This is a genomic window from Kitasatospora sp. NPDC036934 (assembly GCF_055608425.1).
The window spans coordinates 65,799-90,694 of the sequence record NZ_JBVJQR010000020.1; the positions used below are offsets into that span (position 1 = coordinate 65,799).

Genomic DNA, 24,896 nt, shown 5'->3' on the forward strand with positions numbered 1-24,896 from the left:
CGGGCCGAGAGGTGGTCGGCCCGGCCGTGGCGGATCAGGAGGCTCGGGTGGCGCCGGCGGAGTCCAGGCCCATGAAGTGGATGGCGTCGGCGGCCATCTGCGTGCCCTTGACCGGCAGTTCGTGCCCGGCGCCGGAGATGCCGTAGGTCTCGACCTGGGTCTTGCCGGAGCGGTCGTTGTACCGGGCCCGGTTCCAGTTGGCGGCCGGGGAGTCAGTCGACGAGGGGTTCTGGCCCACCCCGAGGACGTTCGTCCACTCCTTGGTCTCCTCGCCCAGGTTGCGGTAGTTCAGGATCGTGTCGTTGGTGCCGTGCCACAGCTGCACCCGGGGGCGCGGCCCGGTGTAGCCGGGATCGGCACGGCGCACCAGGTCGCCCCACTGCTGCGCGGTCATGTTGACCTGGCCTCCGGCGCAGGGCCCGTTCCAGCCGCGCACGGTGCCCGTGTAGAAGCAGTGGTACGGCACGCCCATGAACGCGGCGCCCGCCTTGAACACGTCCGGGTAGTCGGCGAGCATGACGTTGGTCATCATCCCGCCCGAGGACTCGCCGGTGACGTACACGGCGTCGCGGTTCCCGTTGTAGTGCTGCTCGACGTACGTGATCATCGACATCAGCCCGACCGGGTCGCTGCCGCCGCCGCGCCGCAGCGCCTGGTCGGAGGAGACGTCCCAGCAGCTGCCGGCGGGGTTGCTCGACGGGTAGATGACGACGAAGCCGTACCGGTCGGCCAGCCCGCCGAAGTCGGTGCTGGAGTACATGTACGGGCCGTTGCCCTGGCAGCCGTGCATCGCCAGCAGGACCGGCGGGTGGGCCTTGACGCTGTTCGGCACGTACACGTACATCTGGAGGCCGGTCGGGTTGTTGCCGAAGTCGGCGATCCGGGTCAACGAGGCGGCGCCGGCCTGGGGCGCGGTGGCCAGGTTCGCCCCGAGCGCGGCGCCGATGGCCAGGACTGGGGCGAGCAGGCGGGTCTTGAGGTGCCGGGAGCGCAGCAAGGGGATCTCTTCTCCGGGGAAGTGTCGACGGGTGGTGGTGGGCGAGCAGGCGCGTCCGGCTGCCCGGCGGCTCGTTCCCGGCTCATGTGAGCGTTCACATTCGGGGCCGGATACCAGGGTCGGGCACCTGCTCGTGTGTCGGGGATGTTTCGGACTGATGACGGTGCATCAGTGACCGCCACCTGTCAAGGAATTCGCGGGCCCTGCTCCGGAAGACCTGGGACGGCGGCCGGTGGGGGCGGTTCCACCGGTGAAAGTTTCACCGCGGCGGGGATGTACGGGGCTCCGGAGGCGGAGCGGTCATCCAGTGGCCGTCGACCGGCGGCGCCGACCGGCGGTGGGCGTTCGACCTCACCGGCAGCACGTACGCGCTGGTCAACGTCGCCAGCGGCCTGACCGTGGGCACCGGCGGCTCGACCGCGAAGGGAGCGGCGGTGCGGCAGGAGGCCGGAGACCGCGCGAAGGGCGCCGCCCGGAACCGGACCCCGTCCTGATCGGTTGAGAGGGCGGCGGGAGCCTGTCCCCGCCGCACCCTCAACGGCTCCCGGCGGGCTCAGGTGCACCAGAAGAGGACCGGCTTGCAGGTCGGCGTCGCGGAGGGTGTGGGGGAGGGTGTGGTCGGACTGGGGGAGCGCCCGGTGGTCGGCGCCGTGGTGGGCGGCGCGGGCTGGGGGGTGGTCGGCTGCTCGGTCGACGTGGCCGGGCGGGACGGGGTGGAGGTCGTCCGCGTCGCGCTGGGCCGGGCGGTGGTGGCCGACGGCTGCGCCGGGGCGCCCGTCGTGACCGGCGCGGCCGGGGTCGTCGTGGGGACGCTCGCAGAGCCGGGCGCGGAGGGCGCGGTGGTCGACGCGGGCGCCGTCGTCCCGCTCGACGGGAGCGGGGCGGCCGAGCCGTCGCCCTCGCCGAAGGCCACCACCGCGGTGGTCAGCCCGCCCGCCACCACGCCGAGCGCGACCAGGCCGAGCAGGGCGCCGCGCCGCCGCTTCGACCGCCGCCGGGTCCGCCGGACTGGGGGTGCCACGGCGGCCGGGGGCGCGGCCGGGTGGTCCGGCGCCTCCTGGGGGAGCGCCTCCGCGGGCCGCCCGCAGCCGGGGCAGGAGAAGGCGCCGTTGAGGTGCCGTTGGCAGAACGTGCAGTAACTCATTCGATCTTCCGTAGGTGCCCGCGTACCGCGACGGGTGTCTGCGGAGCCTACGCAGATCCGCCCCCGTCGCGACAGCCGTCCCGCGCGGGGCTTCTGCGGAGATCAAGTGTGCTTCGGGTGTGCGCGGCCGGCTCTCCGGAGACGTCGGACCATGGCGCCTGCCACCCGTCCGAGTGAGTGAAATACCGCTCCGCATTGACGGCGCGGCACTGTGCAGTCACATTCGGTCGATCATCTGCGGCACGTTTATCGCGTTGGATTTCCGTCCGGGAAATTGAATGGTGATAACAGTGCGAGAATATGACGGGGGCGCGGAATCGCCCCCCTCTCGGCCGCCCTCACAGCTGCGCCGGCTCCGCCGGCCGCTCGCCGCCCTGGCCGCCCTAGCCGTCTGCGCCGCCGTACCGGGCCTGGTGGCGGGCCGGGCCGCCGCCGACGTCGGCGACGGCACGGTCACCGTCCGGGTGGTCCGCGCGGTCGACGCGAGCGGGGTCTACGATCCCGTGCTGGAGCCGGGCATGGCCGGGGTGACGATCGACCTGACCGATGACGCGGGGGCGACCATCACCGGCACCACCGCGGCCGACGGCACCGTCACGCTGAACCCGAACGGCAGCCCGCTCAAGGGCGGCAAGTACCGGGTCCAGGTGATCAACCCCAAGCCCGGCCTGCTCTTCTCCGCCTTCGCCTCCCCGCAGGGCCTGGCCGGCGCCCCGCGCCAGCTCAGCAGCACCGAGGAGTTCGTCGACCTCTCCGCCGGGAAGAGCGTCTCCTACACCACGGCGCTGTGGAACCCCGGCGACTACTGCCAGAAGAACGCCCCGCTGGTCACCGCGTGCGTCCAGCCGCCGACCGCCGGCGCCTTCGCCCGCACCCTGGTCGAGTTCCCGTACAACGCGCGCGGGAACAACAACCAGACCACCGACCGGGCGACGGCCGACCAGACCGGTGCGGTGTACGGCATCGGGTGGAGCAAGCAGAAGAAGTGGATCTTCTCCGGCGCCCACGCCCACCGCGGCGCCGGCTACGGGCCGGGCGGCCAGGGCGCGGTCTACTTGACCGACCGGGCCGCCGGCACCACCGCGCTGTTCACCACCGTCCCCAACGCCGGCACCACCAAGCACGACCTCGCCACGGCGGGCGACGCGAACTTCATGGGCACCGTCGCCAAGGAGTCGCTCGGCGACGTCGAGGTCAGCGAGGACGGCAAGGACCTCTACGTCGTCAACCTCAACGACCGCAAGCTGTACCGCTACGACGCCACCCAGCGCACCGCCGCCGCCCCCAAGGCCGTCTACACCGTCCCCGACCCGGGCTGCGCCGCAGCCGGCGACTGGCGCCCGTACGGCCTCGGGGTACAGGACGGCACCGTGTACGTCGGGGGCACCTGCTCCGGCGAGAGCACCGGCAACCGGGCCGACCTGCGGGCCGTCGTCCAGACCTTCGACCCGGCCGCGGGCGCCTTCACCGCCACCGTGCTGGACCAGAAGCTCGACTACCCCCGGCAGCCCACCTACACGCTCACCGCCTGCCAGGGCACCGGCTGGTACACCTGGTCCGACGTGTGGCGCAACACCCAGGACGGCAAGACCTGCTCCGGGTACCTGAACGGCTATCCGCAGCCGATCCTGGGCGACATCGTGATCGACACCGACGGCAACATGATCCTCGGCTTCCGGGACCGCTTCGCCGACCAGATCGGCGCCGACGCCCGGATGTCGGCCACGGAGACCAGGCTCACCTCGGTGGCCTCCGGCGGCGACCTCAACCGGGCCTGTCCGGGCCCCGACGGCAGGTTCGTGCTGGACACCAACGGCGGCTGCGGGAAGACCGGTCGAGGCAACAAGTTCTACGACACCCAGCGGACGGTCTACCACTACAACGCGGCCTTCTCCGGCATCGCGCTGTCCAAGGTGGAGACCTCCATCGCCTCCTCCGCGATGGACCCGATCGCCAACGTCTACACCGGCGGCACCGGGTTCTTCCCCCGCACCGGGGCCAACAGCAACGGCGTCGGCAACCAGCTGACCGGCTCCTTCGGCAAGGCCGGTTCGATGGCCGACCTCGAAGTCCTCTGCGACGAGGCGCCGCTGCAGATCGGCAACCGGGTCTGGTACGACGTCAACAAGAACGGCATCCAGGACCCGAGCGAGCCGCCCGTCCCGGGCGCCACCGTCAACCTGTACGACGCCACCGGGAAGCTGGTCGCGACCACGAAGACCACCGGGCGCGGCGAGTACTACTTCGACGACACCAACGTGCCCGGCGGCCTCAAGCCACGCACCGCGTACACCATCCGCATCGACAACCCGGCCGACTACGCCTCCGGCGGGCCGCTGTTCCGCTGGGTGCCGACCGTCCCCGACGCGGGGAGCAACCGGTTCACCGACAGCAAGGGCGTCGTCCCGCCCGGCGGCCGGTTCCCCGAGTACTCGTTCACCACCGGCGGGCCGGGCGAGAACAACCACACCTACGACTTCGGCTACCACCAGGCCGAGGGCGCCGTCAGCGTGCTCAAGACCGCCCCGGAGGGCGGACCGCTCTCCGGGGCGGTGTTCCAGCTCTGGCAGGGCGATCCGGCGAACGGCGGGACGAAGGTCGGCGACCCGTGCACCACGGGCGCCGACGGCAAGTGCACCAGCACCGTCCCGCTCGGCACCTACTACTGGCAGGAGACCGCCCCGCCGCCCGGCTTCCAGCTGCCGGACCCGGCCGTGTTCGGGCCGCTGGAGCTGACCGAAACCAACTACCGGACGGGCGTGAGCACCACCGCCGTCGACCAGCCCGTCCGCGGCCAGGTGTCCGTGGCGAAGACCGACCCGGACGGCAAGGCCCTCTCCGGGGCCGTCTTCCAGCTCTGGCGGGGCGACCCGGCGAACGGCGGGACGAAGGTCGGCGACCCGTGCACCACCGGTGCCGACGGGCGCTGCTCGGCCGCCGTGCTGCCGGGCACGTACTACTGGGAGGAGACCAAGGCGCCCGCCGGGTACCAGCTGCCCAAGCCGGCCGTGTTCGGGCCGCTCGACCTCACCCTCGCGAACGCCGCCGTCGGCCTCACCGTGACGGCTGTCGACCAGCCGACCGTCGGGCGGGTGTCGGTGCTCAAGACCGACCCGGGCGGTGTGCCTTTGCCCGGTGCGGTGTTCCAGCTGTGGCGGGGTGACCCGGCGAACGGCGGGGCGAAGGTCGGCGGCCCGTGCAGCACGGGCGCTGACGGGATCTGCGCGGCCGCCGTCGGCCCGGGTTCGTACTACTGGGAGGAGACCCAGGCCCCGGTCGGTTTCCAGTTGCCGGAACCGGCCGTGTTCGGCCCGCTGGAGCTGACCGACGACAACGCCACGGCGGGCGTCTCGGCCACCGCGGTGGACCAGCCCACCCGGGGGCGGGTCCGGGTGCTCAAGGCGGACCCGGACGGCAACCCGCTCTCCGGCGCGGTGTTCCAGCTGTGGAAGGGCGACCCGGCCAACGGTGGCAGCAAGGTCGGCGGCCCGTGTACCACCGGCACCGACGGGACCTGCTCGGAGCTGGTCGGCCCGGGTTCGTACTACTGGGAGGAGACCCAGGCCCCGGCCGGGTACCAGCTGCCCAAGCCCGCCCTGTTCGGGCCGCTGACGATCACCGACGCCAACGCGGCCGCCGGGATGACCGTCACGGCGGTGGACCAGCCGACCCGGGGGCGGGTCAGCGTGGTGAAGACCGATCCGGGTGGCGCGCCGCTCGCCGGTGCGGTGTTCCAGCTGTGGCGGGGTGACCCGGCGAACGGCGGGGTGAAGGTCGGCAACCCGTGTACCACGGGCGTCGACGGGCTCTGCGCCGCCGAGGTCGGCCCGGGTTCGTACTACTGGGAGGAGACCAAGGCGCCCGCCGGGTACCAGCTGCCCAAGCCCGCCCTGTTCGGGCCGCTGACGATCACCGACGAGAACGCCACCGGCGGGCAGAGCGTCACCGCCGTGGACCAGCCGATCCTCGGCCGGGTGTCGGTGCTCAAGACCGACCCGGACGGCAAGCCGCTGTCCGGCGCGGTGTTCCAGCTCTGGCAGGGCGACCCGGCCAACGGCGGCACCAAGGTCGGAGCTCCGTGCACCACGGGGGCGGACGGCACCTGCTCCGTCACCGTGCGGGTCGGCACGTACTACTGGGAGGAGACCCAGGCCCCCGCCGGGCACCACCTGCCGGACCGGCCGGTGTTCGGGCCGCTCACGCTGACCGACGAGAACGCGGCGGCGGGTGTGTCGACCACGGCCGTGGACCAGCCGATCCTCGGGCGGGTCAGCGTGGTGAAGACCGACCCGAGCGGCAGGCCGCTCGCCGGTGCGGTGTTCCAGCTGTGGAGCGGGGACCCGGCCAACGGCGGTACGAAGGTGGGCGGTTCCTGCACCACTGGCGCCGATGGTACGTGCTCGGCCACCGTCCCGCCGGGGACGTACTACTGGGAGGAGACCAAGGCGCCGACCGGCTTCCAGCTGCCCGACCCGGCCGTGTTCGGGCCGCTGCGGCTGACGGACGCCAACGCGGCGGCCGGGCTGACGGTCACGGCAGTGGACCAGCGGACCCGCGGTCGGGTCAGCGTGCTCAAGACCGACCCGGACGGCAAGCCGCTCGCCGGAGCCGTCTTCCAGTTGTGGCAGGGCGATCCGGCCAACGGCGGTACGAAGGTGGGCAGTTCCTGCACGACGGCGGGTGACGGGCGTTGCTCGGCGACCGTCACCGTCGGGACGTACTACTGGGAGGAGACCAAGGCTCCGGTCGGTTTCCGGCTGCCCGACCCGGCGGTGTTCGGGCCGCTCGTCCTCAGCGACGAGAACGCGGCGGCGGGCGTGTCGGCCACCGCGGTGGACCAGCCGACCCGCGGTCAGGTCGGCGTGCTCAAGACCGACCCGGACGGCAAGCCGCTGGCGGGTGCGGAGTTCCAGCTGTGGAGCGGTGACCCGGCCAACGGCGGTACGAAGGTGGGCAGCTCCTGCACCACCGCTGCCGACGGGCGCTGCTCGGCGACCGTCACCGTCGGGACGTACTACTGGGAGGAGACCAAGGCTCCGGTCGGCTTCCGGCTGCCGGATCCGGCGGTGTTCGGGCCGCTCGTCCTGAGCGACGCCACCGCCGCCGCCGGGGTCACCCTCACCGCCGTCGACCAGCCCACCAGGGGCCAGGTCGGCGTGCTCAAGACCGACCCGGCCGGCAAGCCCCTCGCCGGCGCCGTCTTCCAGCTGTGGAGCGGCGACCCGGCCAACGGCGGCAGCAGGAACGGCGCGCCCTGCACCACGGGTGCCGACGGTGTCTGCACCGCCACCGCCGGCCCGGGGACGTACTACTGGGAGGAGACCAAGGCGCCGGAGGGCTACCGGCTCCCGGACCCGGCCGTCCTCGGCCCGCTGACGCTGACGGACGCCAACGCGGCCGCCGGGGTGAGCGTCACCGTCGTCGACCAGCCCGAGGAGGTGCCCACCGGCCAGGTCGGCGTGACCAAGACCGACCCGGCCGGCAACCCGCTCTCCGGCGCCGAGTTCCAGCTCTGGAGCGGCGACCCGGCCAACGGCGGCAGCAAGCTGGGCGCGCCCTGTACCACGGGCGGCGACGGACGGTGCAGCACGGTGGTGCCGCTGGGCACCTACTACTGGCAGGAGATCCGGGCGCCCCACGGCTACCAGCTGCCCGACCCGGCGGTCTTCGGGCCGCTGGTGCTCACCGCCGACAACCACCGGCAGGGCGTCGGCACCATCGCCGTCGACCGGCCGCTGCCCGGAGGGCTGCACATCGTCAAGCAGGACCGCCGGAGCCACCGGCGGCTCCCCGGCGCGGTGTTCGAGCTCTGGCACCGCACCGGTGAGCGGGAGGAGCGGATCGGCCGGGCCTGCACCACCGGGGCGGACGGCAGCTGCGACTTCGGCGACCGGGCTCCCGGCCGCTACCTGGTCAAGGAGACCGGCGCCCCGAAGGGCTACCGCCTGCCGGCCGACCCGGTCACCGAGGTGGAGATCCGGATCGGTGGGAACGGTCAGCTCGTGCTGACCATCGACAACGACCGGCTGCCCGAACTGCCCCCGACCGGCACCGAGGCGCTCCTCGCCGCCGCCGGGGGCGGGACGCTGCTGCTCGGCGGAGGCGTCCTCTACGCCGCCGTCCGGCGCCGCCGCGGCGCGTAACCGGGAGGTCGTCCCGAGACAGGGCGGGCGGTCGGCGTTCGAGCCGACCGCCCGCCCCTGTCGTGTTCGCCCTGACCGGCAGGCCCTGACGGGTGACCGGCCGCGCGTGTTGGGGGCGGGCCGGGCCTGCGGGGCGCTGGACTGTCCAGCGTGCTGAAACTCCGACACCCCCGCCGCCGCTGGTTCCGCCGTCCGCTCGTCCTGCTCGCCGGGGCCACCGCCCTCGCCGGGGCGCTCGCCGCCGGGGCGGTGTGGGCCGCCGCCACCCCCGGGGAGGGCGAGCGGCCCGTGACCACCGACGAGGCCGGGCTGCTCGCCGTCTCCCGGCTGACCACCTTCGAGGCCAGCCCGCTCCGGGTCCGGATCACCGTCCCCGCGCCCGGGCGGGCCGTGGTCGTGGACGGCCTGGTCGACTACCGCAGCCACCACGCCGTCGGCGCGTACCACCAGCGGGAAGGCGGCACCGACGGGCTGCTGGTCTGGGACGACCGGGGCCTCGGCCTCGCCCCCGGCGCCGCCACCGACACCCCCGCCCGCACCGCCGCCGACCTGCCGCACCAGGCCTGGTCGCCACGCGCCTACACCGCCGACCCGCTGGACGCCGCGCTGCGCCTCGCCATGGCCCTGGGCGCCGACCGCCCCGACAACCCCCAACTGCTCGCCCAGGCGGGCCCCCGCCGGCTGCGCACCGCCACCCTCGGCGGTCACCGCTACACCGTCTTCGCCGGTCCGCCGCCGGCCGAGGGCGCCCGCTCGCACCTCAGGTACTGGGTGGACGCGGACGGCCGGCTCGGCCGGGTCGAGGCGGACCTGCCGGGCCTGTCCGGCCCCGCCGTGGTGGAGCCCGCCGGACGGGCGGACGGCGAGCAGGTGCCGGACACGCCGTGGCAGGCGCTGCCGCAGGTGCCGTGACGCGAGCTCAGTGGATCGCGGGCACCGGCACGGCCACGGCGGGTGCCGGACGCTCCGGGATCTCGTTCCCGGGGTGATCAGGACGAAGGACGTACGGGTGGCGAGGCAGCCGGCTCAGGCGGCGGCCGGCTGGGCGGGCAGCACGTGGTCGCCGACCTTGTCGGTGCTGAGGCAGAGCGAGCAGACGGCCGCCTCGTGGATGGCGCAGGCCGTCAGGTCGGGGCGCTCGTAGGGCTGGTGGCAGACGTGGCAGTCGAGGGTGGCGGCGCTGGGGTTGCCCTCGGCGTCCAGCAGGGGCTCGGCGATGCCGTCGTCGGTGCGGCGCAGGTAGTAGTGGCCCTTGGTGACGACCGCCGTCAGCGGGGTGAGGACGAAGGCGATGACGGCGGCGGCCACCGGCGAGTACGGCTGGAGGGTGTCGCCGAGGGCGTGGAAGTACATGGCGATGGACAGCCCCGAGGCGGCGACGAAGGCCACCACGCCGACCGGATTGACGGCGTACAGCATGCCCCGGCGGAACTCGGGCTGGAGCGGGGAGAGCTTCAGGAGGTACTTGTTGACGCCGATGTCGGTGGCGACGGTGACGACCCAGGCGATCGCGCAGTTCGAGTAGAAGCCCAGGATGCTGTTGAGGAAGCTGAACATGTCGGCTTCCATCAGGGCGAGCGCGAAGCCCAGGTTGACCAGGACGAAGACCATCCGGCCGGGGTAGTGCCGGGTGACGCGGGTGAAGGAGTTCGTCCAGGCCAGCGAGCCGGAGTAGGCGTTGGTGACGTTGATCTTGATCTGGCTGATCACGACGAGGGCCACGGCGAGCGGCACGACGAGCCAGGAGGGCATCATCGCGTCGAAGGCGCCCCGGAACTGCTGGATCGGCTCGGGGGCGGCGTCCGCACCGACCTTGGCGAGGATGTAGACGGCGAGGAAGACGCCGATGGCCTGCTTCAAGGCGCCGAGCACCACCCAGCCCGGCCCGGCCATGACCACGGCCGTCCACCAACCGCGCTTGTTCGCTTCGGTCTTGGGCGGCATGAAGCGCAGGTAGTCGATCTGCTCGCCGATCTGCGCGATCAGGGACAGGCAGACCCCGGCGCCGAGGAGCACGGAGGCGGTGTCGACGCCGCCCCCGCCGTGGGTACCCGCGTAGGAGAGGAAGCGGTCGACGCTGCCGGGGTCGTGGGCGATCAGGTACACCAGCGGGGCGACCATCAGCACCAGCCAGACCGGCGTCGTCCACACCTGGAGCTTGCTGAGCGCCTTCATGCCGTAGATCACCAGCGGGATCACCATCAGCGTGGAGACCGCGTAGCCCAGCCACAGCGGGAGCCCGAGGCCGAGCTTGAGGCCCTGGGCCATGATCGATCCTTCGAGGGCGAAGAAGATGAAGGTGAAGCTGGCGAAGATGACGCTGGTCAGCACCGAGCCGTAGTAGCCGAAGCCGGAGCCGCGGGTGATCAGGTCGAGGTCGATGTTGTAGCGGGCGCCGTAGTAGGCGAGCGGGAAGCCGGTGATGAAGATGACCACCGCTGCCACGGCGATCGCCAGGAGCGCGTTGCCGGTGCCGTGGGCCAGGCCGATGCCGGCGCCGATGGAGAAGTCGGCCATGTAGGCGATGCCGCCGAGCGCGGTGGTCGCCACCACCATCGGGGTCCAGCGGCGGTAGCTGCGCGGGGCGAAGCGGAGGGTGTAGTCCTCCAGGGTCTCCTTCGTCGCCTGGCTCTTCTCGGCGCCGGGTGGTGCGGTCGTCGTGGTCGTCCGTGACTCGGTGGTGCTCATCATCAGCCCTTCCGATGGTGGGGGTCGGGGGTGCGGGGCGGACTGACGGGGCCTCGATCGCCCGTGCGACGCCGCGCGGTTCGGCGGTGACGCGGAGCTCGTGGAAGTCCTTCAACCGCGCCAGGTCGGGGATCGTGACGAAGAAGCCGCCGTCGCCCGCTCGATCGGCCCGTCGGCGGCCAGCCGCGCCGGCGCCTCGCGGACCGGCGTCCGCGACAACCCGAACCGCGCTGCCGGCCGCACCCCGCCCAGCCGCTCGCGCACGCCGAACTCGCCGTCGAGTACGGCCGCCCGGAGCCCCGTGCGGACCGCCTCGCGCAGCGAGGGCACGGGCGCCGTGGCCGCGGCCGGCGCGGTGACCAGGGGCGTGTACTGCCTCGCATCCATGGGCGGACACGCTAGGAACCGCGTGTTTCCCCGGCAGACCGCCCCGCGTGAACGGCTCGTTACCGGAACCTCGCCGACCCCCAAGGTCTGTCGGGCCGCTCTCCCCGTTCTCCCTGCACCCCCGCTCTCCCGGCACTCCGGTGCGCCTGGTGGCTCCCTGTCCTTCGGTTCGCCGATTCTTCGACGCTGGTTCGATGAATTCAATGGATATTTCGTTGCTATATATATTTTTTGACACACCATCAAGAGTTCTGGCAGATTTGGCGGAATGTTCGAATCGAAGCGCTTCGACAGTGCCGTTCGATCGTGGGGCGCCCATGCCGTCCTGCTGGTGCCCGGCCTGCTCAACCAGTACCTGCGCGTCCGCCAGGTGCAGCTCTTCACGAGGGTGTGGCGCGGCGGCGTCGAGCACGGGCTGCACGCCGACTCCTGGCGGGAGTCGCTCGTCGCGGTCGGCCCCAGCATGGAGGCGCGGGTCTTCGGCTTCGGCGAGTGGATGGCCGAGCGCGTCCAGTGGCACCTGCGGGAGATGTTCACTCCCGTCTGGACGGTGTCCCGCAAGCTGCTGCGCGACGAGTGGAGCCAGTTCCTGCTGGTCGGCGCCCCGATGCTGGCCGTGTACCTCGCGGTGGCCGGGGACGCCGCCCGCGGCTCGGTGGGCGTGCCGGTGCTGACCGCGGTGCTGACCGCCTCCTGGTCGCTGGTGCAGTCGTTCGGCTACAGCGATGACGTCCGCAGCATCCGCGCCGCCGCCGAGGGCATGAAGGCCTACCAGGAACTGCGGGAGGCCCTGGAGCCGCAGGCCGCCGCCGAGGCGGATGCGCAGAGCCTTCCGGCGCCCCGGGCGGAGCTGCGCCCCGGACCGCCGCTGGTCGCCTTCGAGGGCGTCTCCTTCACCTACCCGGGCACCGGGCGCACCGTGCTCGACGGGGCTGGACCTGGAGATCAGGCCCGGCGAACTGCTGGCCGTGGTGGGGCTCAACGGCGCCGGCAAGTCCACCATGATCAAGCTGCTGTCCGGGCTCTACCGCCCCACCGGGGGCCGGATCACGGCCGACGGGACGGACATCGCCGACCTGGGCGTCGCCGGCTGGCGGGAGCACGTCTCGGTTGTCTTCCAGGACTTCGTCAAGTACCAGCTGTCGGCGGCCGACAACGTCACGCTCGGGCACGCCACCGTCCCCGTCGACCAGGCCGCGCTGGCGGCCGCCGCCGAGGACTCCGGCTTCGACGCCGTGCTGGAGCGGCTGCCGGACGGCTCGGACACCCCGCTCGCGCGCACCCGCACCGACGGGGTCGACCTCTCCGGCGGCCAGTGGCAGCAGGCCGTCCTGGCCCGGGTCCTGTACTCCGTGCACACCGGCGCCGACCTGCTCGTCCTGGACGAACCCACCGCCCACCTGGACGTGCGTACCGAGTTCGAGGTCTTCAACCGCCTCGCCGAGCACCGTGGCCGGGCCGGCGTGGTGCTGATCTCGCACCGGCTCGCCACCGTCCGCCAGGCCGACCGGATCGTCCTCCTCGACGGCGGGCGGATCACCGAATCCGGCACCCACGACGAACTCGTCGCCCTCGGCGGCCGGTACGCCGAGCTCTACGGGATCCAGGAGACGGCCTACGCCGAGTCCTGAGCCCAGCCCACCCGGCCCGGTCTCCGCGTCTCGCATACATGGGATGTCCGAGGCTGTGAAGCGGCCCCGGAGGCCGCTGCTGGACGCGATCCCGGAGGCCCCGGCCGAGGCCGGTTTCGGCGCGACGCCCGTCGTCGTCGACGGTTTCACCCCGGCCGCCTCAACCACGAGCCACCCCCCCGTGACCGAGGAATCCTGACGTGCGAACACCAACACTCCCTGACGAACGGCGACCGTTGCGGCACCAGCGGTACCGCCCCCTGACCCCCTTCTTCCGGCACCTCCGCCCGGACGCCGGACCGAACCCGGTCCACTGGAAGGACGCCATGCCGATCGACGGCCGGCACCCCGCTACGGACCCGCTCTGGTACCGGCAGCCCGCCGCCGACTTGCTGGCCGCGCTGCCGCTCGGCAACGGCCGGCTCGGCGCCACGCTGTACGGAGGCGTGCGGACCGAGCGGATCGAGCTCAACGCGGACACCCTGTGGTCCGGCGGACCGGGCCCCCGCGACCGCGAGGCCGCCGAGCACCTCCCCGCCCTGCGGGAGGCGGTGCGCGACCGCGACCACGCCGCCGCCGACGCCATCGCCGCCGAGCACTTCCAGGGCCGCGACGCCGACGCCTACCAGCCCGTGGGCACCCTCGTGCTGACCTTCCCGTCGCTCGGCGAGGAGGGCGAGGACGGCGAGGAGGACGTGGCCGACTACCGGCGCGTCCTGGACCTCGACGACGCCGTGCACACCGTGGAGTTCACGGCAGGAGGAGTCCGCTACCGGCGGGAGAGCTTCGTCTCCGCCCCGGCGGGCCTCCTCGCCGTCCGCCTCGGCGCGGACGCCCCCGGCGCCCTGACCTTCCGTACGAGCCTGGAGACGCCCCACCCCGGCGCAGCCACGACCGCTGACGAGGGGGCGCTGTCGATCCAGGGCCGCGCCCCGGCGGCCGTCGCGAGCTGGGTCGGCGGCACGCCCACCGCCTACCGGGACGACGAGGGCACCGGATTCGCCGCCGAGGTCCGCGTGCGGACGGTGAACGGAAGCACCCGCGCCGTGGACGGCGGCATCGAGGTCAGCGGCGCCGACGAGGCGGTCCTCCTGGTCTCCGTCGGCACCGGGTTCCAGGACTGGCGCAAGCAGCCCGAGGGCCCCGAGACGGCGCTCACCGAAGCCCGTCGCTTCATCGAAGCGACCGCCGGACAGGAGTACGACACGCTGCGTGCCGCCCACGTGGCCGACCACCGGCGGCTCTTCGGCGCGGCCTCGCTCCGGCTCGCCGGTGCGGAGCAGGCGGCGGGCTTGCCGACCGACGAGCGCCTGGCCGCCGCCAACGCGGGCACCGCCGACCCGGGCCTCGCCGCCCAACTGTTCGCCTACGGCCGCTACCTGCTCATCGCCTCGTCCCGGCCCGGGACCCAGCCCGCCAACCTCCAGGGCATCTGGAACACCTTCGTCACGCCGCCGTGGAACTCAGACTGGACATCGAACATCAACCTCCAGATGAACTACTGGCTCGCGGAGACCACCGGCCTGGCCGAGTGCCACGAGCCGCTGTTCGACCTCACCACCGACCTCGCCGAGGCCGGGCGCTCCACCGCGCGGGCCTACTACGGCGCCCCCGGCTGGTGCTGCCACCACAACGTCGACATCTGGCGCGCCACCAACCCGGTGCTGGGGCAGCCGATGTGGTTCCACTGGCCGATGGCCGGGCCGTGGCTGGCCGCCCACCTGTGGGACCACCACCTCTTCCACGGGGACCGCGCCTTCCTCGCCGACCGCGCCTTCCCCGTCATGAGGGAGGCCGCGCGCTTCGTCACCCACCTCCTCGTCGAGGACGAGGACGGCGCGCTGGTGACCAGCCCGTCCACCTCGCCCGAGCACCGGTTCCGGCTGGACGACGGCACCATGGCCGCCGTCTCCGCCGGCTCGGCGATGGACTACTGGCTGACCGCCGAGCTGTTCGACAACACCGTCACGGCCGCTCGCGAACTGGGCGTCGACGACCTGGCGGAGGATCTGGCCGGCCTGCGCGCCCGGCTGCGGCCCCCGGCCCTCGCCGCCGGGGGCCGCCTGCTGGAGTGGCGGGACGACCTCCCCGAGGAGGAGCCCGGCCACCGCCACCTCTCCCACCTCTACGGCGTCTACCCGGGCAGTGCCGTCGACCCGCTCGGCGACGACACCCTGCTCGACCCGGCCCGCCGCGCCCTGGACCGCCGCCTGGAGCACGGCGGCGGCGGCACCGGATGGAGCCTCGCCTGGGTCGCCGCGCTGGCGGCCCGCTTCGGCGACGGAGCCCTCGCCGGGCACGCCGTCGAGCGCCTGCTCGCCACCTCGATCGCCCCCAACCTCTACGACCTGCACCCGCCCCGGCTGTTCCAGATCGACGGCAACTTCGGCATCACCGGAGCCATCGCCGAGATGCTGCTGCAGAGCCACAACGGCGTCCTGCGGCTGCTTCCCGCGCTGCCGCCGACCTGGGCGGAGGGCGACGTCCGCGGCCTGCGGGCGCGGGGCGGGCTCGCCGTCGGCCTGGACTGGCGCGAGGGTCAGCTGGCCGGGGCCGAGCTGCGGGCCACCCGGGACGTCGCGTTCGACGTCCAGCTGCCCGAGCGGCCGGGCAGTCCCGTACTGACCGACGAGGCCGGGAGCCCGGTCGAGGCGGTCTCGGTTCCGGGCGATCCGCGGCGCCTGCGGCTGACCCTGCCGGCGGGCGGCTTCCTCCGGATCTCCTACCCGGGCCCGGCCGCCGGGCACTGACCCCGCGGGCGGCCCTTGCTACCCGTGCTGGGGCGGTGGCGGAGGCAGGGTGTCGGCGCCCGGCGCCGGCTCCGGCCAGACGAGCAGCACGGGGCAGGGGGCGTGGTCGACCACGAAGCGGGTGGCGGGGCCGAGGCTGTGCGGTCCGAGCCGGGAGCGGTCACCGTCCCGGGCGAGGACCAGAAGCTCGGCCCCCTCGGCCGCCGCGACCACCTCGCGCTCGGTCCGGCCGGTGCGCTCCACACGGGTACACGGGCGGCCGAGGCGCTCGGCGGCGGCGTCCAGGAGCTGTTGGGCGGAGGTGGCCGCGAGGCGTTCCACCCGGTCGCCGGGGTCGCGTTCGCGGTGGCCGCGGCCGAGCAGCCCGGCGAACGCGCCGTGCGCGACTCCGGGGACGTCGGGGCCGCTGACGTGAAGCAGGACGACGTCGGCCGACTGCGGCGCGTGGGCGCGGGCGGCATCGACACAGGCGGGCCAGGTGCCCTCGGTGGTCCAGACGACGACGGTCACGGGCGTCGGCCTCCTCATGCGCTGAATGCGCTGATTCTCATGCTCCGATGATCTGCAGGGAGCCCCAGAGTGCCACCACGGCGAGCGCCAGGGCAGCGGGCACCACGAGCAGCCCGAGTCGGGTGAACTCGCCCAGGCCGATCTCGGTGTCGTGCTCGCGCACGATCCGCCGCCACAGCAGGGTGGCCAGTGACCCGGCGTAGGTCAGGTTGGGCCCGATGTTCACCCCCAGCAGCACGGCCAGGACGGCGCCCGGGCCGGAGGGGACGGCCAGCGGGAGCAGGACGAGCGTCGCGGGCAGGTTGTTGATGACGTTCGCCAGTACGGCCGCCAGCGCGGCGATACCCAGCAGGGCGGCCAGCGAGGTGCCGTGCGGGACGAGGTGTCCGAGCGCGGAGGCCAGTCCGTTGTCCACCACCGCGCGGACCACGACGCCGAGCGCGAGGACGAAGGCCAGGAACGGCACGGCGGCCGAGCGCACGATCGCCACGGGGGTGGTGCGGCGCCGGACGAGCGCCCGGACGGCCAGCACGAGGGCCCCGGCGAACGCCGCCCAGGCCGGGTCGATCCCGATCACCGAGGTCAGCACGAAGCCGACCAGCGTGCCCGCCACGGTGAGCAGCGCGAACAGCGGCATCTGCGGCGCCGCCACCTCGCCGCCGGTCGCGCTGCCCGTCTCCAGGTCGGTGGCGAAGAACCGGCGCAGCACCGCGTACTCGACGGCGATCGCCGCCAGCCAGGGCAGCGCCATCAAGGCGGCGAAGCGGGTGAAGCTCAGCCCGCTGGCGCTCAGGGCCAGCAGGTTGGTGAGGTTGGAGACCGGCAGCAGCAGCGAGGCGGTGTTGGAGAGGTGGGTACAGGCGTACAGGTGCGGCTTCGGGCGGGCGCCGAGCCGGGCCGCGGTGGCGAACACGACCGGCGTCAGCAGCACCACCGTGGCGTCCAGGCTGAGCACCGCCGTGACCACGGACGCGACGACGAACACCTGCGCCAGCAGCCTGCGCGGACTCCCGGCCGCGGTGCGGGCCATCCAGGCCCCGCAGGCCCGGAAGAGGCCCTCGTCGTCGCAGAGCTGCGCCAGGACCAACACCGCCGCCAGGAACCCGATCACCGGCCCGAGCCGCTCGGCCTCGGCCAGCGCGTGGTCCGGCGGGATCGCCCCGGTGACCACCACCAGCCCGGCCGCGGGCACCGCCACCACCGCCTCCGGCCACCCCCACGGTCGCGCCACCGCGCACACCAGGACGAGGACCAACAGTGCCACGGACAGCGCTTCTGCGAACGACGTACTCAGGGTCCTGCTCCTCGCGGGTGACGGTGACGGGCAGCCCCCCATCGAACCAGAGCATCCCAGGTAGCAGCACCTCGGGCGGCCCGGCGGCGGCCGTCGTCCGCTGTCATCACACTGGCGGACGCTGACGTCGATCGAGCGGGGAGGCGAGCGGCTTTCCTGCGGGCCGGCGTCAGCGGCGGCGGCGCCGAGGGCGGTGGTTGCCGCTGCGCCTGCTCCGGTGTTTGCGGACGAGGACGACGGCGCCGGCCGCGGCCGCCAGGGCTGCGGCGGCCGGGCCGAGTGCCGCCCAGGGTGTGCCGTCACCCGCCCGGGGCGCGGCCTGGGTGGCGGTCGGATCGTCGGGTGGGCCGGCGGTGGGCCCGTCCGTGGGGTTCGCCGCGGGTGGGGTGCTCGAAGTGACCGTCGGGGTGGCCGCCGTCGTGGCCGTCAGCTCGATGTGGCCGCCCGTGCGGGCGACCGAGAAGGTGGTGCCTCCCGCGCTGAGGGTGTCGCCGCTGAGCGCGGTCTCCTGGGAGCCCACGGTGAAGCTCTGGGCTCCGTCGGGCAGGATGATCTTCGCGCCCGTGACGACGTCCAGCTTGCGCAGCGTGGTGGATTTCGCGGTGCCGAGGTCGAGGACCGCGGTCGCCCCGGTGAGGGCGACCCCGCTGGAGGCGGTGAGCGATGCGCCGGCCAGCGCGAGCGTGCCCTTGGTGACGGTGGTGGTGCCGGTGTAGGCCGCGGCGGTCAGGGTCGTCGTCGCGGTGCCGTCCTGGGTGAGCGATCCGGAGCCGGACACCGGGGGCAGGGTCGCGGGCGTCCGGGCGTTCTGGACGATCAGTGACCCGTCGTCGCTGATCGTGTCGAGGGTGCCCTTGGTGTAGAGGCTGCCGTCGGCTCCCGCCGCGCCGGATCCGAGGCGCAGGGTGGCGCCCCGCTGGATGGTCGTGGAACCGTCGTAGAACTGCGCGGCGGCGAAGGTTACGTCGTTCCCGGCGGTGCCGGCGATGACGATGTCGCCCCCGCCAGGAGTGGAGAGGGTGTCGTGGTAGATCCCCCCGCCGATGGGCGCGCCGAGGGTGACGGGGCCGTTGTAGTCGAAGGTGAGCCGTGAGCGCTGCGGCCTGGCGTGCAGGTTGATGTACACCGTCTCGGCCGTGCCCGGCATGAAGATCTGGTGAGTGGTGCCGTCCCCCCAATGGACGTCGGCGCCCTCGATGTTGGTGCCGCGCTTGTTCGACTTGTGCGGCACCGTCACCCAGTTGAGGTTGCCGTCGCCCAGCGCGGGCGCGGCCGTGTCGGTGTTGTCGCTGTAGCTGTAGACGCCCGTCAGGACGACCTTGCTGCCGGGCCGGGAATGGACGTTGACGTCGTTGCCGTACTCGCGGCTGTAGAAGTTCTGGCGTTGGACGACGGTCTGGTTCAGCGGGGTGTCGATGATCCACGAGCCGCGGTTGACGACGGCCTTGGCGTTCGGCAGGTCGGCCGGACAGGTGGTGGCGGCGTAGTCGGCGCCCGTGCCGATGTAGAGCACCCCCGAGAAGGGACTGCTTCCGCAGAGCTGGAGCGTCCCCCACGTGTTTCGGGGCTGGACGATCGTCCCGGAGCCGCTGATGGTGCCCAGGTTGAACAGGCGGGTGAGCGACAGGTTCAGGGTGCCGTCCACCCGGATGTTGTCCTGGTTCTGCTGGTAGCCCGGCGAGTTGTAGGGGAAGGCGCCGATCAGCCCGGTGGTTCCGCCGTTGCCGTACTGGAGGGTGGCACCGGCGTCGACCGTGATCGCCGGTCGGTCGGGGTTGGCGACGAGCACGTAGGGGTGGTTCCCGCCGGGAGTGCTGACGGACTGGCCCTGCTGGGAGTCGGGCAGGGTGAAGGTGCTGTCCTTGGTGAGGACCAGGGTGCCGGTGCCGGAGATCCGCAGGGATCCCTGCCCGCTGATGACTCCCGAGTAGGTGTGTGTCCCGGGCGGTACGTTCACGACGGCGTTCCCGCCGAGGACGACGTCGGTGTTGGCGAGGATCGACGCGGTGATGTCGCCGTCCGCCGCGTGGGCGGCGGTCGGGGCCAGGGCCAGGGGCACGGTGGTCGCTGCCACTGTGGTTGCCGCCAGCAGTGCATGCCATGAACGTTTCATCGGGGGTGCTTCCTGGTGCGGGCAGAACAGGGCGGTGCCGGCGCGCCTCGGAGGCGCGCCCGCACGCAGGTCGGGTCAGCTGGTCACGCGGAAGGTGGCGTCGCTCTGGGCGGGGGTGCTGGGCCAGCGGGCGAGCACGCGGCTCTCCTCGGCGGCCGTCAGGTTGAGGATCCAGCCGTGGCGCTTCTTCGTGCCGCCCATGTCGTAGTCGGTCGACGCCTGCTGGTGGTAGGCCGCCGGGTTGGACGGGTCGGTGGTCACGACCGGCATGTAGCCGCGGTTGGTGGCGTACTGGTCGAGGTAGAGCGCCCACTTGTCGGTGCCGTTGAACTTCATCCACATCGGGCCCTCGACCTGGGAGCCGGTGAGGCCGATGCCGGAGAGGTTGCCGAGGTCGGTCCACGTCCCGAGGATCGAGTCGCTGCCCTCAAGGGTGATCTGTCCGTCGCCGGAGGCCCGCACGTAGCGGAAGTCGCCGACGCCCGAGGGCACTTCGATGATCTGGGTGTCGATGATGCCCTGGGTGCCGGGGCGGTCGATGTACAGCTGCGGGGTGGAGATGGCGCGGAAGTCCGTGGTGCGGGCGGCGTAGATGCGGTGCTTCAGCACGCCGTTCAGGGTCGCGTTGGTCGCCCAGTACAGGACGTAGCTGTTGGTCTCCGGGTCCCAGATCGCCTCGGGCGCCCAGGCGTTGCGGCCGTCGGGGATCGCACCGGCGACGTCGAGCAGCCAGGGCTTCGACCAGGTGACGAGGTCGGTCGACTCCCACACCACGATGTCGCGGCTGGCGTTGTTCTGGGCCTGGTCCCAGTTCTGCCCGCAGCCGATGCACAGGTCGGTCGCGAGGATCCAGTACCGGCTCCCGTCGGGGGAGCGCACCAGCGCCTGGTCACGCACGCCCCCGGTGCCGACCGTGGACCGCAGGACCGTCGCGCCGCCGTCGAGGTCGTTCCAGTGCACGCCGTCCGTGCTGTGCGAGAGGTACGTCTGCTGACCGGTCGCCCCCTCCCCGATGAAGTGCACCATCAGGTACCCGGGCGTGGCGGCAGCGGGTGCGGCAGCGGCCCGCTGCGGTGCGGCCAGGGCGAGGGCGGTGAAGAGGAGGCAGAAGACGAGCACCCCCGCCGAAAACCGTGCGCGAAGCGCGGACATGGACGTCTCCTGTCGTTCTGCCGGCGCCGACGGGCCGAAGGGGGGAGCGCTGGTCGCGCGGGCAGCTCGCTCCCTCGGAGGTGACGCCGCGTTACGCTCCTGAGCGATTGTTAACGTTCACATTTTGGGCGGACAAGACCCGGGATCCGCCGTTACCCAATCTTGATCAGTGGCGATCCCTTGCGGCCGGTCTCACCGGAGCCTTCGCACCGCGACCGCGTAGAGCGGGGCGTCCTCGAACGGGCGGTGCTCGCCGACCTTCCGGTACGCCCACCTTCCGTACATCTCCTGGACCCGCGGGCGGGTGACGTCGACGTACAGCACGGCCAGGCTCTCGACGGCGCGGCCGAAGTACTGCACATCGCCGACGGAGCGGCTGTGGCGTAGGGCCTGTCCGTCACGGCCCCGGGTGGGCGGCCCTCAGGTGGGCGACCAGGGCGGCGGTAGGGCGACCGGGGGAGCGACGAACGGCGGTCGGAACGGCGCGGGACCGGACCGGCCGTTGAAGCCGGCCGATCCGGTCCCGGGTCCTCGACTCCCGCGCCCTCGGCGCCGTCAGGGGTGCCCGTCCGATCCCGGTGCGCGGCCGGAGGCCGGAGGTGAGGGGCCGGGGGTGGGGAGTCGAAGGTCGGTGGCCGGTGGTCAGAGGGAGTCGCAGTACCGCGCGAACGCGGCCTCGGTCCCGGGGCCGGCCAGGCCTCCGGCGGTGAGTCCGACCGCGGCCGTGGCGGTGGCGAGCGTCTTCACGAGTGCGTTCGGTCGCATGAGTGCCCCCCTTCTGCGGTACTCGCGTCGCGGGTCATTCCGCATGGACATGATAACCATGCGGATGGCGGGCGCGGGTGCGTACGGATCGAACGACGCGGGCGGCCGGTGCCTCAGCTCCGCCGGCCGATCGCCCGGGGTTCGGGGCCGGGCCGCCGCCCGCGCCGAGCCGGACGAGCCGTCCTCCCGGTGGCGGCGGTGCATCCCCGGCCGCCCCGCGGGATTGCTGTTCCCGCCATCCCGCGCGCCCCGCTGCCGCCCGTGCCTACGATCGGTGCAGAGGGGGGAGAGCGGGGGGAGGGAGCGGGGGCGAGACGGAAGCCAGGTAGCCGATGGCCCCGAGGTCCGTGCAGTGGCCGCCGTACGTGCGGGTCGCGCCGTGGTTGCTGATCGTCGGCGGGCTGGTGTGGAACTCGCTGGATCCGACCGACTACTGGGGCGATCCGATGCTGGCGGCGGCCGCTGTGCTGGCGGGTGCGCTCCTGACGCTGCGGGACACCGTGGCGGTGGCGTTGGCGAACGTGACCGGGATCCTGGTGCTCTCGGTGCGGGAGGGGACGATCGGGACCCAGGACGGCTACCTGGAGCTGGTGAACACCGTCTTCGCGGCCCTGCTCGGGATCGGGGTGAACCGGGTGGTGGCCCAGCAGGGGCGGCGGCTGGCGCGGGTGCGGTCGGTGGCGGAGGCGGCGCAGCGGGCGGTGCTGCCGGAGCCGCCGGGGCTGGTGGCCGGGCTGGAGGTGGCGGCCTGCTACCGGGCGGCCCAGGACGAGGCGCTGATCGGCGGTGACGCGTACGCGCTGCAGGCCACGCGGTACGGGGTGCGGGTGCTGATCGCGGACGTGCGGGGCAAGGGGCTGCACGCGGTGGGGGCGGTGTCGGTGCTGCTGGGGGCGTTCCGGGAGGACGCGCACCGGGAGCCGGACCTCGGGGCGCTGGCGGACGCGTTGGAGCGCACGCTGGCCCGGGAGAGCGCGCAGCTGAGCGAGGAGCTGCGGCTGGAGGGGTTCATCACGGCGCTGCTGGTGGAGTTTCCGCCGGGGGAGGCGGTGGCCCGGACCCTGGACTGCGGTCACCCCGGGCCGTACCTGCTGGGGGCCGGCGCGCCGACGGTGTGCCGGTGGGACGCGGCGGATCCGGGGCTGCCGCTGGGGATGGGCGGGCTGGGGATGCCTCGCCCGGCGGTGGAGACCAGGCCGTTCCCGCCGGGGTGCACGCTGCTGCTGGTGACCGACGGGGTGACGGAGGCGCGGGACGCCGCGGGGGAGTTCTACGACCCGGTGCGCGGGCTGGCCCCGCTCGGGCCGTTCGCCGGGGCGCGGGCGGCGGTGGAGGCGTTGGTGGCGGACGTGGCCCGGTGGACGGGCGGCCCGCGGGACGACGACATGGCGGTGCTCGCGGTGACCCGGTGCGGGGACGACGAGGGGGCGTGAGGGCGACCGCCGACCCGGGCGCGCGGGAGCGAGGAGGGGCGTGAGGAACCCCGCCGGGCCGGTTGCGGTGAGTGGCCGACCGGCCACCGAGAAGCAGCCCGCAAGGCCCGTTGGTGGCTCCGAACGGTCACGCCGATATCACGATGGGGTTACGGAAGGCGGGTACCTCATGGATTCCGGCCAAGTTGAGCGGTCGGCTCCGGTGGCCGGAAAACGGGCGTCCGGATATCGGACGGCGAAATGGACTCCCTGGTCGTGGGCCCGGCCGGACGTCCCGGTGGGCCGTGGTGCCTTGGCGGACGGGTCAGGGTGGGCGCCGGCCGGATCGGGGCCGGGGCATAAGGGCCCGTAGGGGAGGTGCAAGGGGCCGTTCCGGCCGTGGCGGGATCCGGCCGACCCCAGGTTCGTCCGGAAACGGACCGGGTGCTTGCCCTGTGTCGAATGTGTGACCGAGAGTCGCATCGATGAACGAGAAGCCTCACCCCAGCCAGGCCCGTCTGTTCGGCCACCGCGACTTCCGGCTCCTGCTGACCGGAGCCGCGGCGGCCCAGACGGGCAGTCAGGTCACGCTGGTAGCCCTGCCGCTGGTGGCGGTGGTGGTGCTCGACGCCACCCCGTTCGAGGTCGGCCTCCTGACCGCGGCCGAGACCGCCGCCTTCCTGCTGGTCGGCCTGCCGGCCGGTGCCTGGCTGGACCGGATGCGCAAGCTCCCGGTGCTGATCCGCGCGGACGTGGTGCGCTGCCTCGCGGTGGGCTCGATCCCGCCGGCGGCGGCGTTCGGCGTGCTGACCATGCCGCAGCTCTACCTGGTCGCGCTGATCACCGGGGTGGCCACGGTGTTCTTCGACGTGGCCCACCAGTCCTTCCTGCCCGCCGTCCTGCCGCGCGAGCAACTGGTGGCCGGCAACGGCGCGTTGGAGACCGTACGGTCCTCGGCGCAGATCGCCGGGCCGGGCCTGGGCGGCGGGCTGGTCCAACTTCTCGGCGCGCCGCTCGCCATCGTGGCCGACGCCTGCGGCTACCTCGCCTCCGCCCTGCTGCTCACCCGGATCAAGGTCGAGGAGCCCCGGTCCGAGCCGGAGCCCGGGCGCTCGCTGCGCGCCGAGGTGGCCGAAGGCGTGCGCTTCGTACTCGGACACCCGCTGCTGCGGGCGATCGCCGCCGCCACCGCGACGTCCAACCTGTTCGCCGCCGTGCTGATGGCCGTCCAGACGGTGTTCTGGGTGCGGGTGCTCGACCTGTCGCCCGGGGCCATCGGCGCGCTGCTGTCGGCCTCCGCCGTCGGCGGGCTGGCCGGTGCGCTGTGCGCCGGGCAGCTGTCCCGCTGGGTCGGACAGGCCCGGTTGATCTGGCTGGCCACCGTGGTGAGCGCACCGTTCGCGCTGCTGTGGCCGCTCGCCGCCGGCGGCTCGGGCGCCCTGCTGTTCGGCCTCGCCTCCGGCGTGGTGCTGTTCGGTGCGGTGGCCTACAACGTCGCCCAGGTGAGCTTCCGGCAGAGCGTGTGCCCGCCCGAACTGCTCGGGCGGATGAACGCCACCATGCGCTTCCTGGTGTGGGGCACGATGCCGATCGGCGCCCTCGGCGGCGGGCTCGTCGCCGACTGGGCCGGTCCGCGCGCCGCGCTGTGGCTGTGCGCGGCGGGCTTCCTGCTGGTGCCGGTGCCGCTGCTGCTCTCGCCGCTGCGCCGGATGCGCGACCTGCCCACGGCCCCGGCCGAACCCCGGGCCGTGGCCGGCGATGACACCCAGGACGCCGTCGGCGCCGCCGAGGCCTCGGACGCCGTCGGCGCCGGGGACGCCCAGGACTCCCGTGACGCCCAGGATGCCCGTGAAGCCCAGGACGAGGAAGCCGCCCGGCACCCCGCCGCGAGCCCCACCTCCCCCTGACCC

16 protein-coding genes and 2 pseudogenes are annotated in these 24,896 nt (G+C 73.3%); 9 read left to right on the forward strand and 9 right to left on the reverse strand.

Annotated features, from left to right (window positions below):
* Window positions 1-34: 34 nt before the first annotated feature.
* Window positions 35-997: an extracellular catalytic domain type 1 short-chain-length polyhydroxyalkanoate depolymerase gene (locus ACZ7BZ_RS27605; RefSeq protein WP_470360690.1), complete on the reverse strand. Its 963-nt coding sequence runs from the start codon at window positions 995-997 to the stop codon at window positions 35-37.
* Between the two features lie 296 nt (window positions 998-1,293).
* Between ACZ7BZ_RS27605 and ACZ7BZ_RS27610 the strand changes: the two are divergent.
* The 4 genes and pseudogenes from ACZ7BZ_RS27610 to ACZ7BZ_RS27625 form a co-directional block, all read left to right on the forward strand.
* Window positions 1,294-1,491: pseudogene (locus ACZ7BZ_RS27610) on the forward strand (RICIN domain-containing protein); the annotation flags it as partial.
* Between the two features lie 63 nt (window positions 1,492-1,554).
* On the forward strand, window positions 1,555-2,136 hold the full coding sequence (locus ACZ7BZ_RS27615) for a hypothetical protein (protein ID WP_470360691.1): 582 nt from the start codon (window positions 1,555-1,557) through the stop codon (window positions 2,134-2,136).
* Between the two features lie 295 nt (window positions 2,137-2,431).
* Window positions 2,432-8,284 carry a SpaA isopeptide-forming pilin-related protein gene (locus tag ACZ7BZ_RS27620; RefSeq protein WP_470360692.1) on the forward strand — a complete coding sequence of 1,951 codons (5,853 nt, stop codon included), beginning with the start codon at window positions 2,432-2,434 and terminating at the stop codon, window positions 8,282-8,284.
* Window positions 8,285-8,434: 150 nt separating this feature from the next.
* Window positions 8,435-9,196 (forward strand): hypothetical protein, encoded by a 762-nt coding sequence (locus tag ACZ7BZ_RS27625; RefSeq protein ID WP_470360693.1) that lies wholly within the window; start codon window positions 8,435-8,437, stop codon window positions 9,194-9,196.
* A gap of 114 nt (window positions 9,197-9,310) precedes the next feature.
* On the opposite strand, the gene ACZ7BZ_RS27630 is transcribed toward ACZ7BZ_RS27625, so the two are convergent.
* On the reverse strand, window positions 9,311-10,972 hold the full coding sequence (locus ACZ7BZ_RS27630; RefSeq protein ID WP_470360746.1) for an allantoin permease: 1,662 nt from the start codon (window positions 10,970-10,972) through the stop codon (window positions 9,311-9,313).
* 111 nt (window positions 10,973-11,083) lie between these two features.
* Entirely contained in the window at window positions 11,084-11,359 is a 276-nt protein-coding gene (locus tag ACZ7BZ_RS27635) for a GntR family transcriptional regulator (RefSeq protein WP_470360694.1), read from the reverse strand.
* 818 nt (window positions 11,360-12,177) lie between these two features.
* Here ACZ7BZ_RS27635 and ACZ7BZ_RS27640 point away from each other — a divergent pair.
* The 3 genes from ACZ7BZ_RS27640 to ACZ7BZ_RS27650 all read left to right on the forward strand — a co-directional run bounded on the left by ACZ7BZ_RS27640 (window position 12,178) and on the right by ACZ7BZ_RS27650 (window position 15,740).
* Complete coding sequence (locus tag ACZ7BZ_RS27640) at window positions 12,178-12,990, forward strand: ATP-binding cassette domain-containing protein (protein WP_470360695.1); 813 nt, start codon at window positions 12,178-12,180, stop codon at window positions 12,988-12,990.
* A 43-nt stretch (window positions 12,991-13,033) separates the two neighbouring features.
* Complete coding sequence (locus ACZ7BZ_RS27645; protein WP_470360696.1) at window positions 13,034-13,189, forward strand: hypothetical protein; 156 nt, start codon at window positions 13,034-13,036, stop codon at window positions 13,187-13,189.
* Between the two features lie 127 nt (window positions 13,190-13,316).
* A complete protein-coding gene (locus tag ACZ7BZ_RS27650; protein ID WP_470360697.1) occupies window positions 13,317-15,740 on the forward strand; it encodes a glycoside hydrolase family 95 protein in 2,424 nt (807 codons plus the stop codon).
* An 18-nt stretch (window positions 15,741-15,758) separates the two neighbouring features.
* On the opposite strand, the gene ACZ7BZ_RS27655 is transcribed toward ACZ7BZ_RS27650, so the two are convergent.
* From ACZ7BZ_RS27655 to ACZ7BZ_RS27680, 6 genes and pseudogenes are all read right to left on the reverse strand, one after another.
* Window positions 15,759-16,250, reverse strand: coding sequence for a universal stress protein (locus ACZ7BZ_RS27655; protein WP_470360698.1), 492 nt, complete (start codon window positions 16,248-16,250; stop codon window positions 15,759-15,761).
* 37 nt (window positions 16,251-16,287) lie between these two features.
* Window positions 16,288-17,586 carry an arsenic transporter gene (locus ACZ7BZ_RS27660; RefSeq protein WP_470360699.1) on the reverse strand — a complete coding sequence of 433 codons (1,299 nt, stop codon included), beginning with the start codon at window positions 17,584-17,586 and terminating at the stop codon, window positions 16,288-16,290.
* Window positions 17,587-17,713: 127 nt separating this feature from the next.
* The gene (locus ACZ7BZ_RS27665; RefSeq protein WP_470360700.1) at window positions 17,714-19,657 is read right to left on the reverse strand and encodes an autotransporter; all 1,944 of its coding nucleotides are present in this window, start codon (window positions 19,655-19,657) and stop codon (window positions 17,714-17,716) included.
* A gap of 105 nt (window positions 19,658-19,762) precedes the next feature.
* Window positions 19,763-20,809, reverse strand: a pseudogene (locus ACZ7BZ_RS27670) (glycoside hydrolase family 43 protein); the annotation flags it as partial.
* 192 nt (window positions 20,810-21,001) lie between these two features.
* Complete coding sequence (locus ACZ7BZ_RS27675; protein WP_470360701.1) at window positions 21,002-21,169, reverse strand: hypothetical protein; 168 nt, start codon at window positions 21,167-21,169, stop codon at window positions 21,002-21,004.
* A 282-nt stretch (window positions 21,170-21,451) separates the two neighbouring features.
* Window positions 21,452-21,574 (reverse strand): hypothetical protein, encoded by a 123-nt coding sequence (locus ACZ7BZ_RS27680; RefSeq protein WP_470360702.1) that lies wholly within the window; start codon window positions 21,572-21,574, stop codon window positions 21,452-21,454.
* Between the two features lie 332 nt (window positions 21,575-21,906).
* Between ACZ7BZ_RS27680 and ACZ7BZ_RS27685 the strand changes: the two genes are divergently transcribed.
* A complete protein-coding gene (locus ACZ7BZ_RS27685) occupies window positions 21,907-23,007 on the forward strand; it encodes a PP2C family protein-serine/threonine phosphatase (RefSeq protein WP_470360703.1) in 1,101 nt (366 codons plus the stop codon).
* A 464-nt stretch (window positions 23,008-23,471) separates the two neighbouring features.
* Window positions 23,472-24,893, forward strand: a complete 1,422-nt coding sequence (locus ACZ7BZ_RS27690; RefSeq protein WP_470360704.1) for an MFS transporter — start codon at window positions 23,472-23,474, stop codon at window positions 24,891-24,893.
* The last annotated feature ends 3 nt before the right edge of the window (window positions 24,894-24,896 follow it).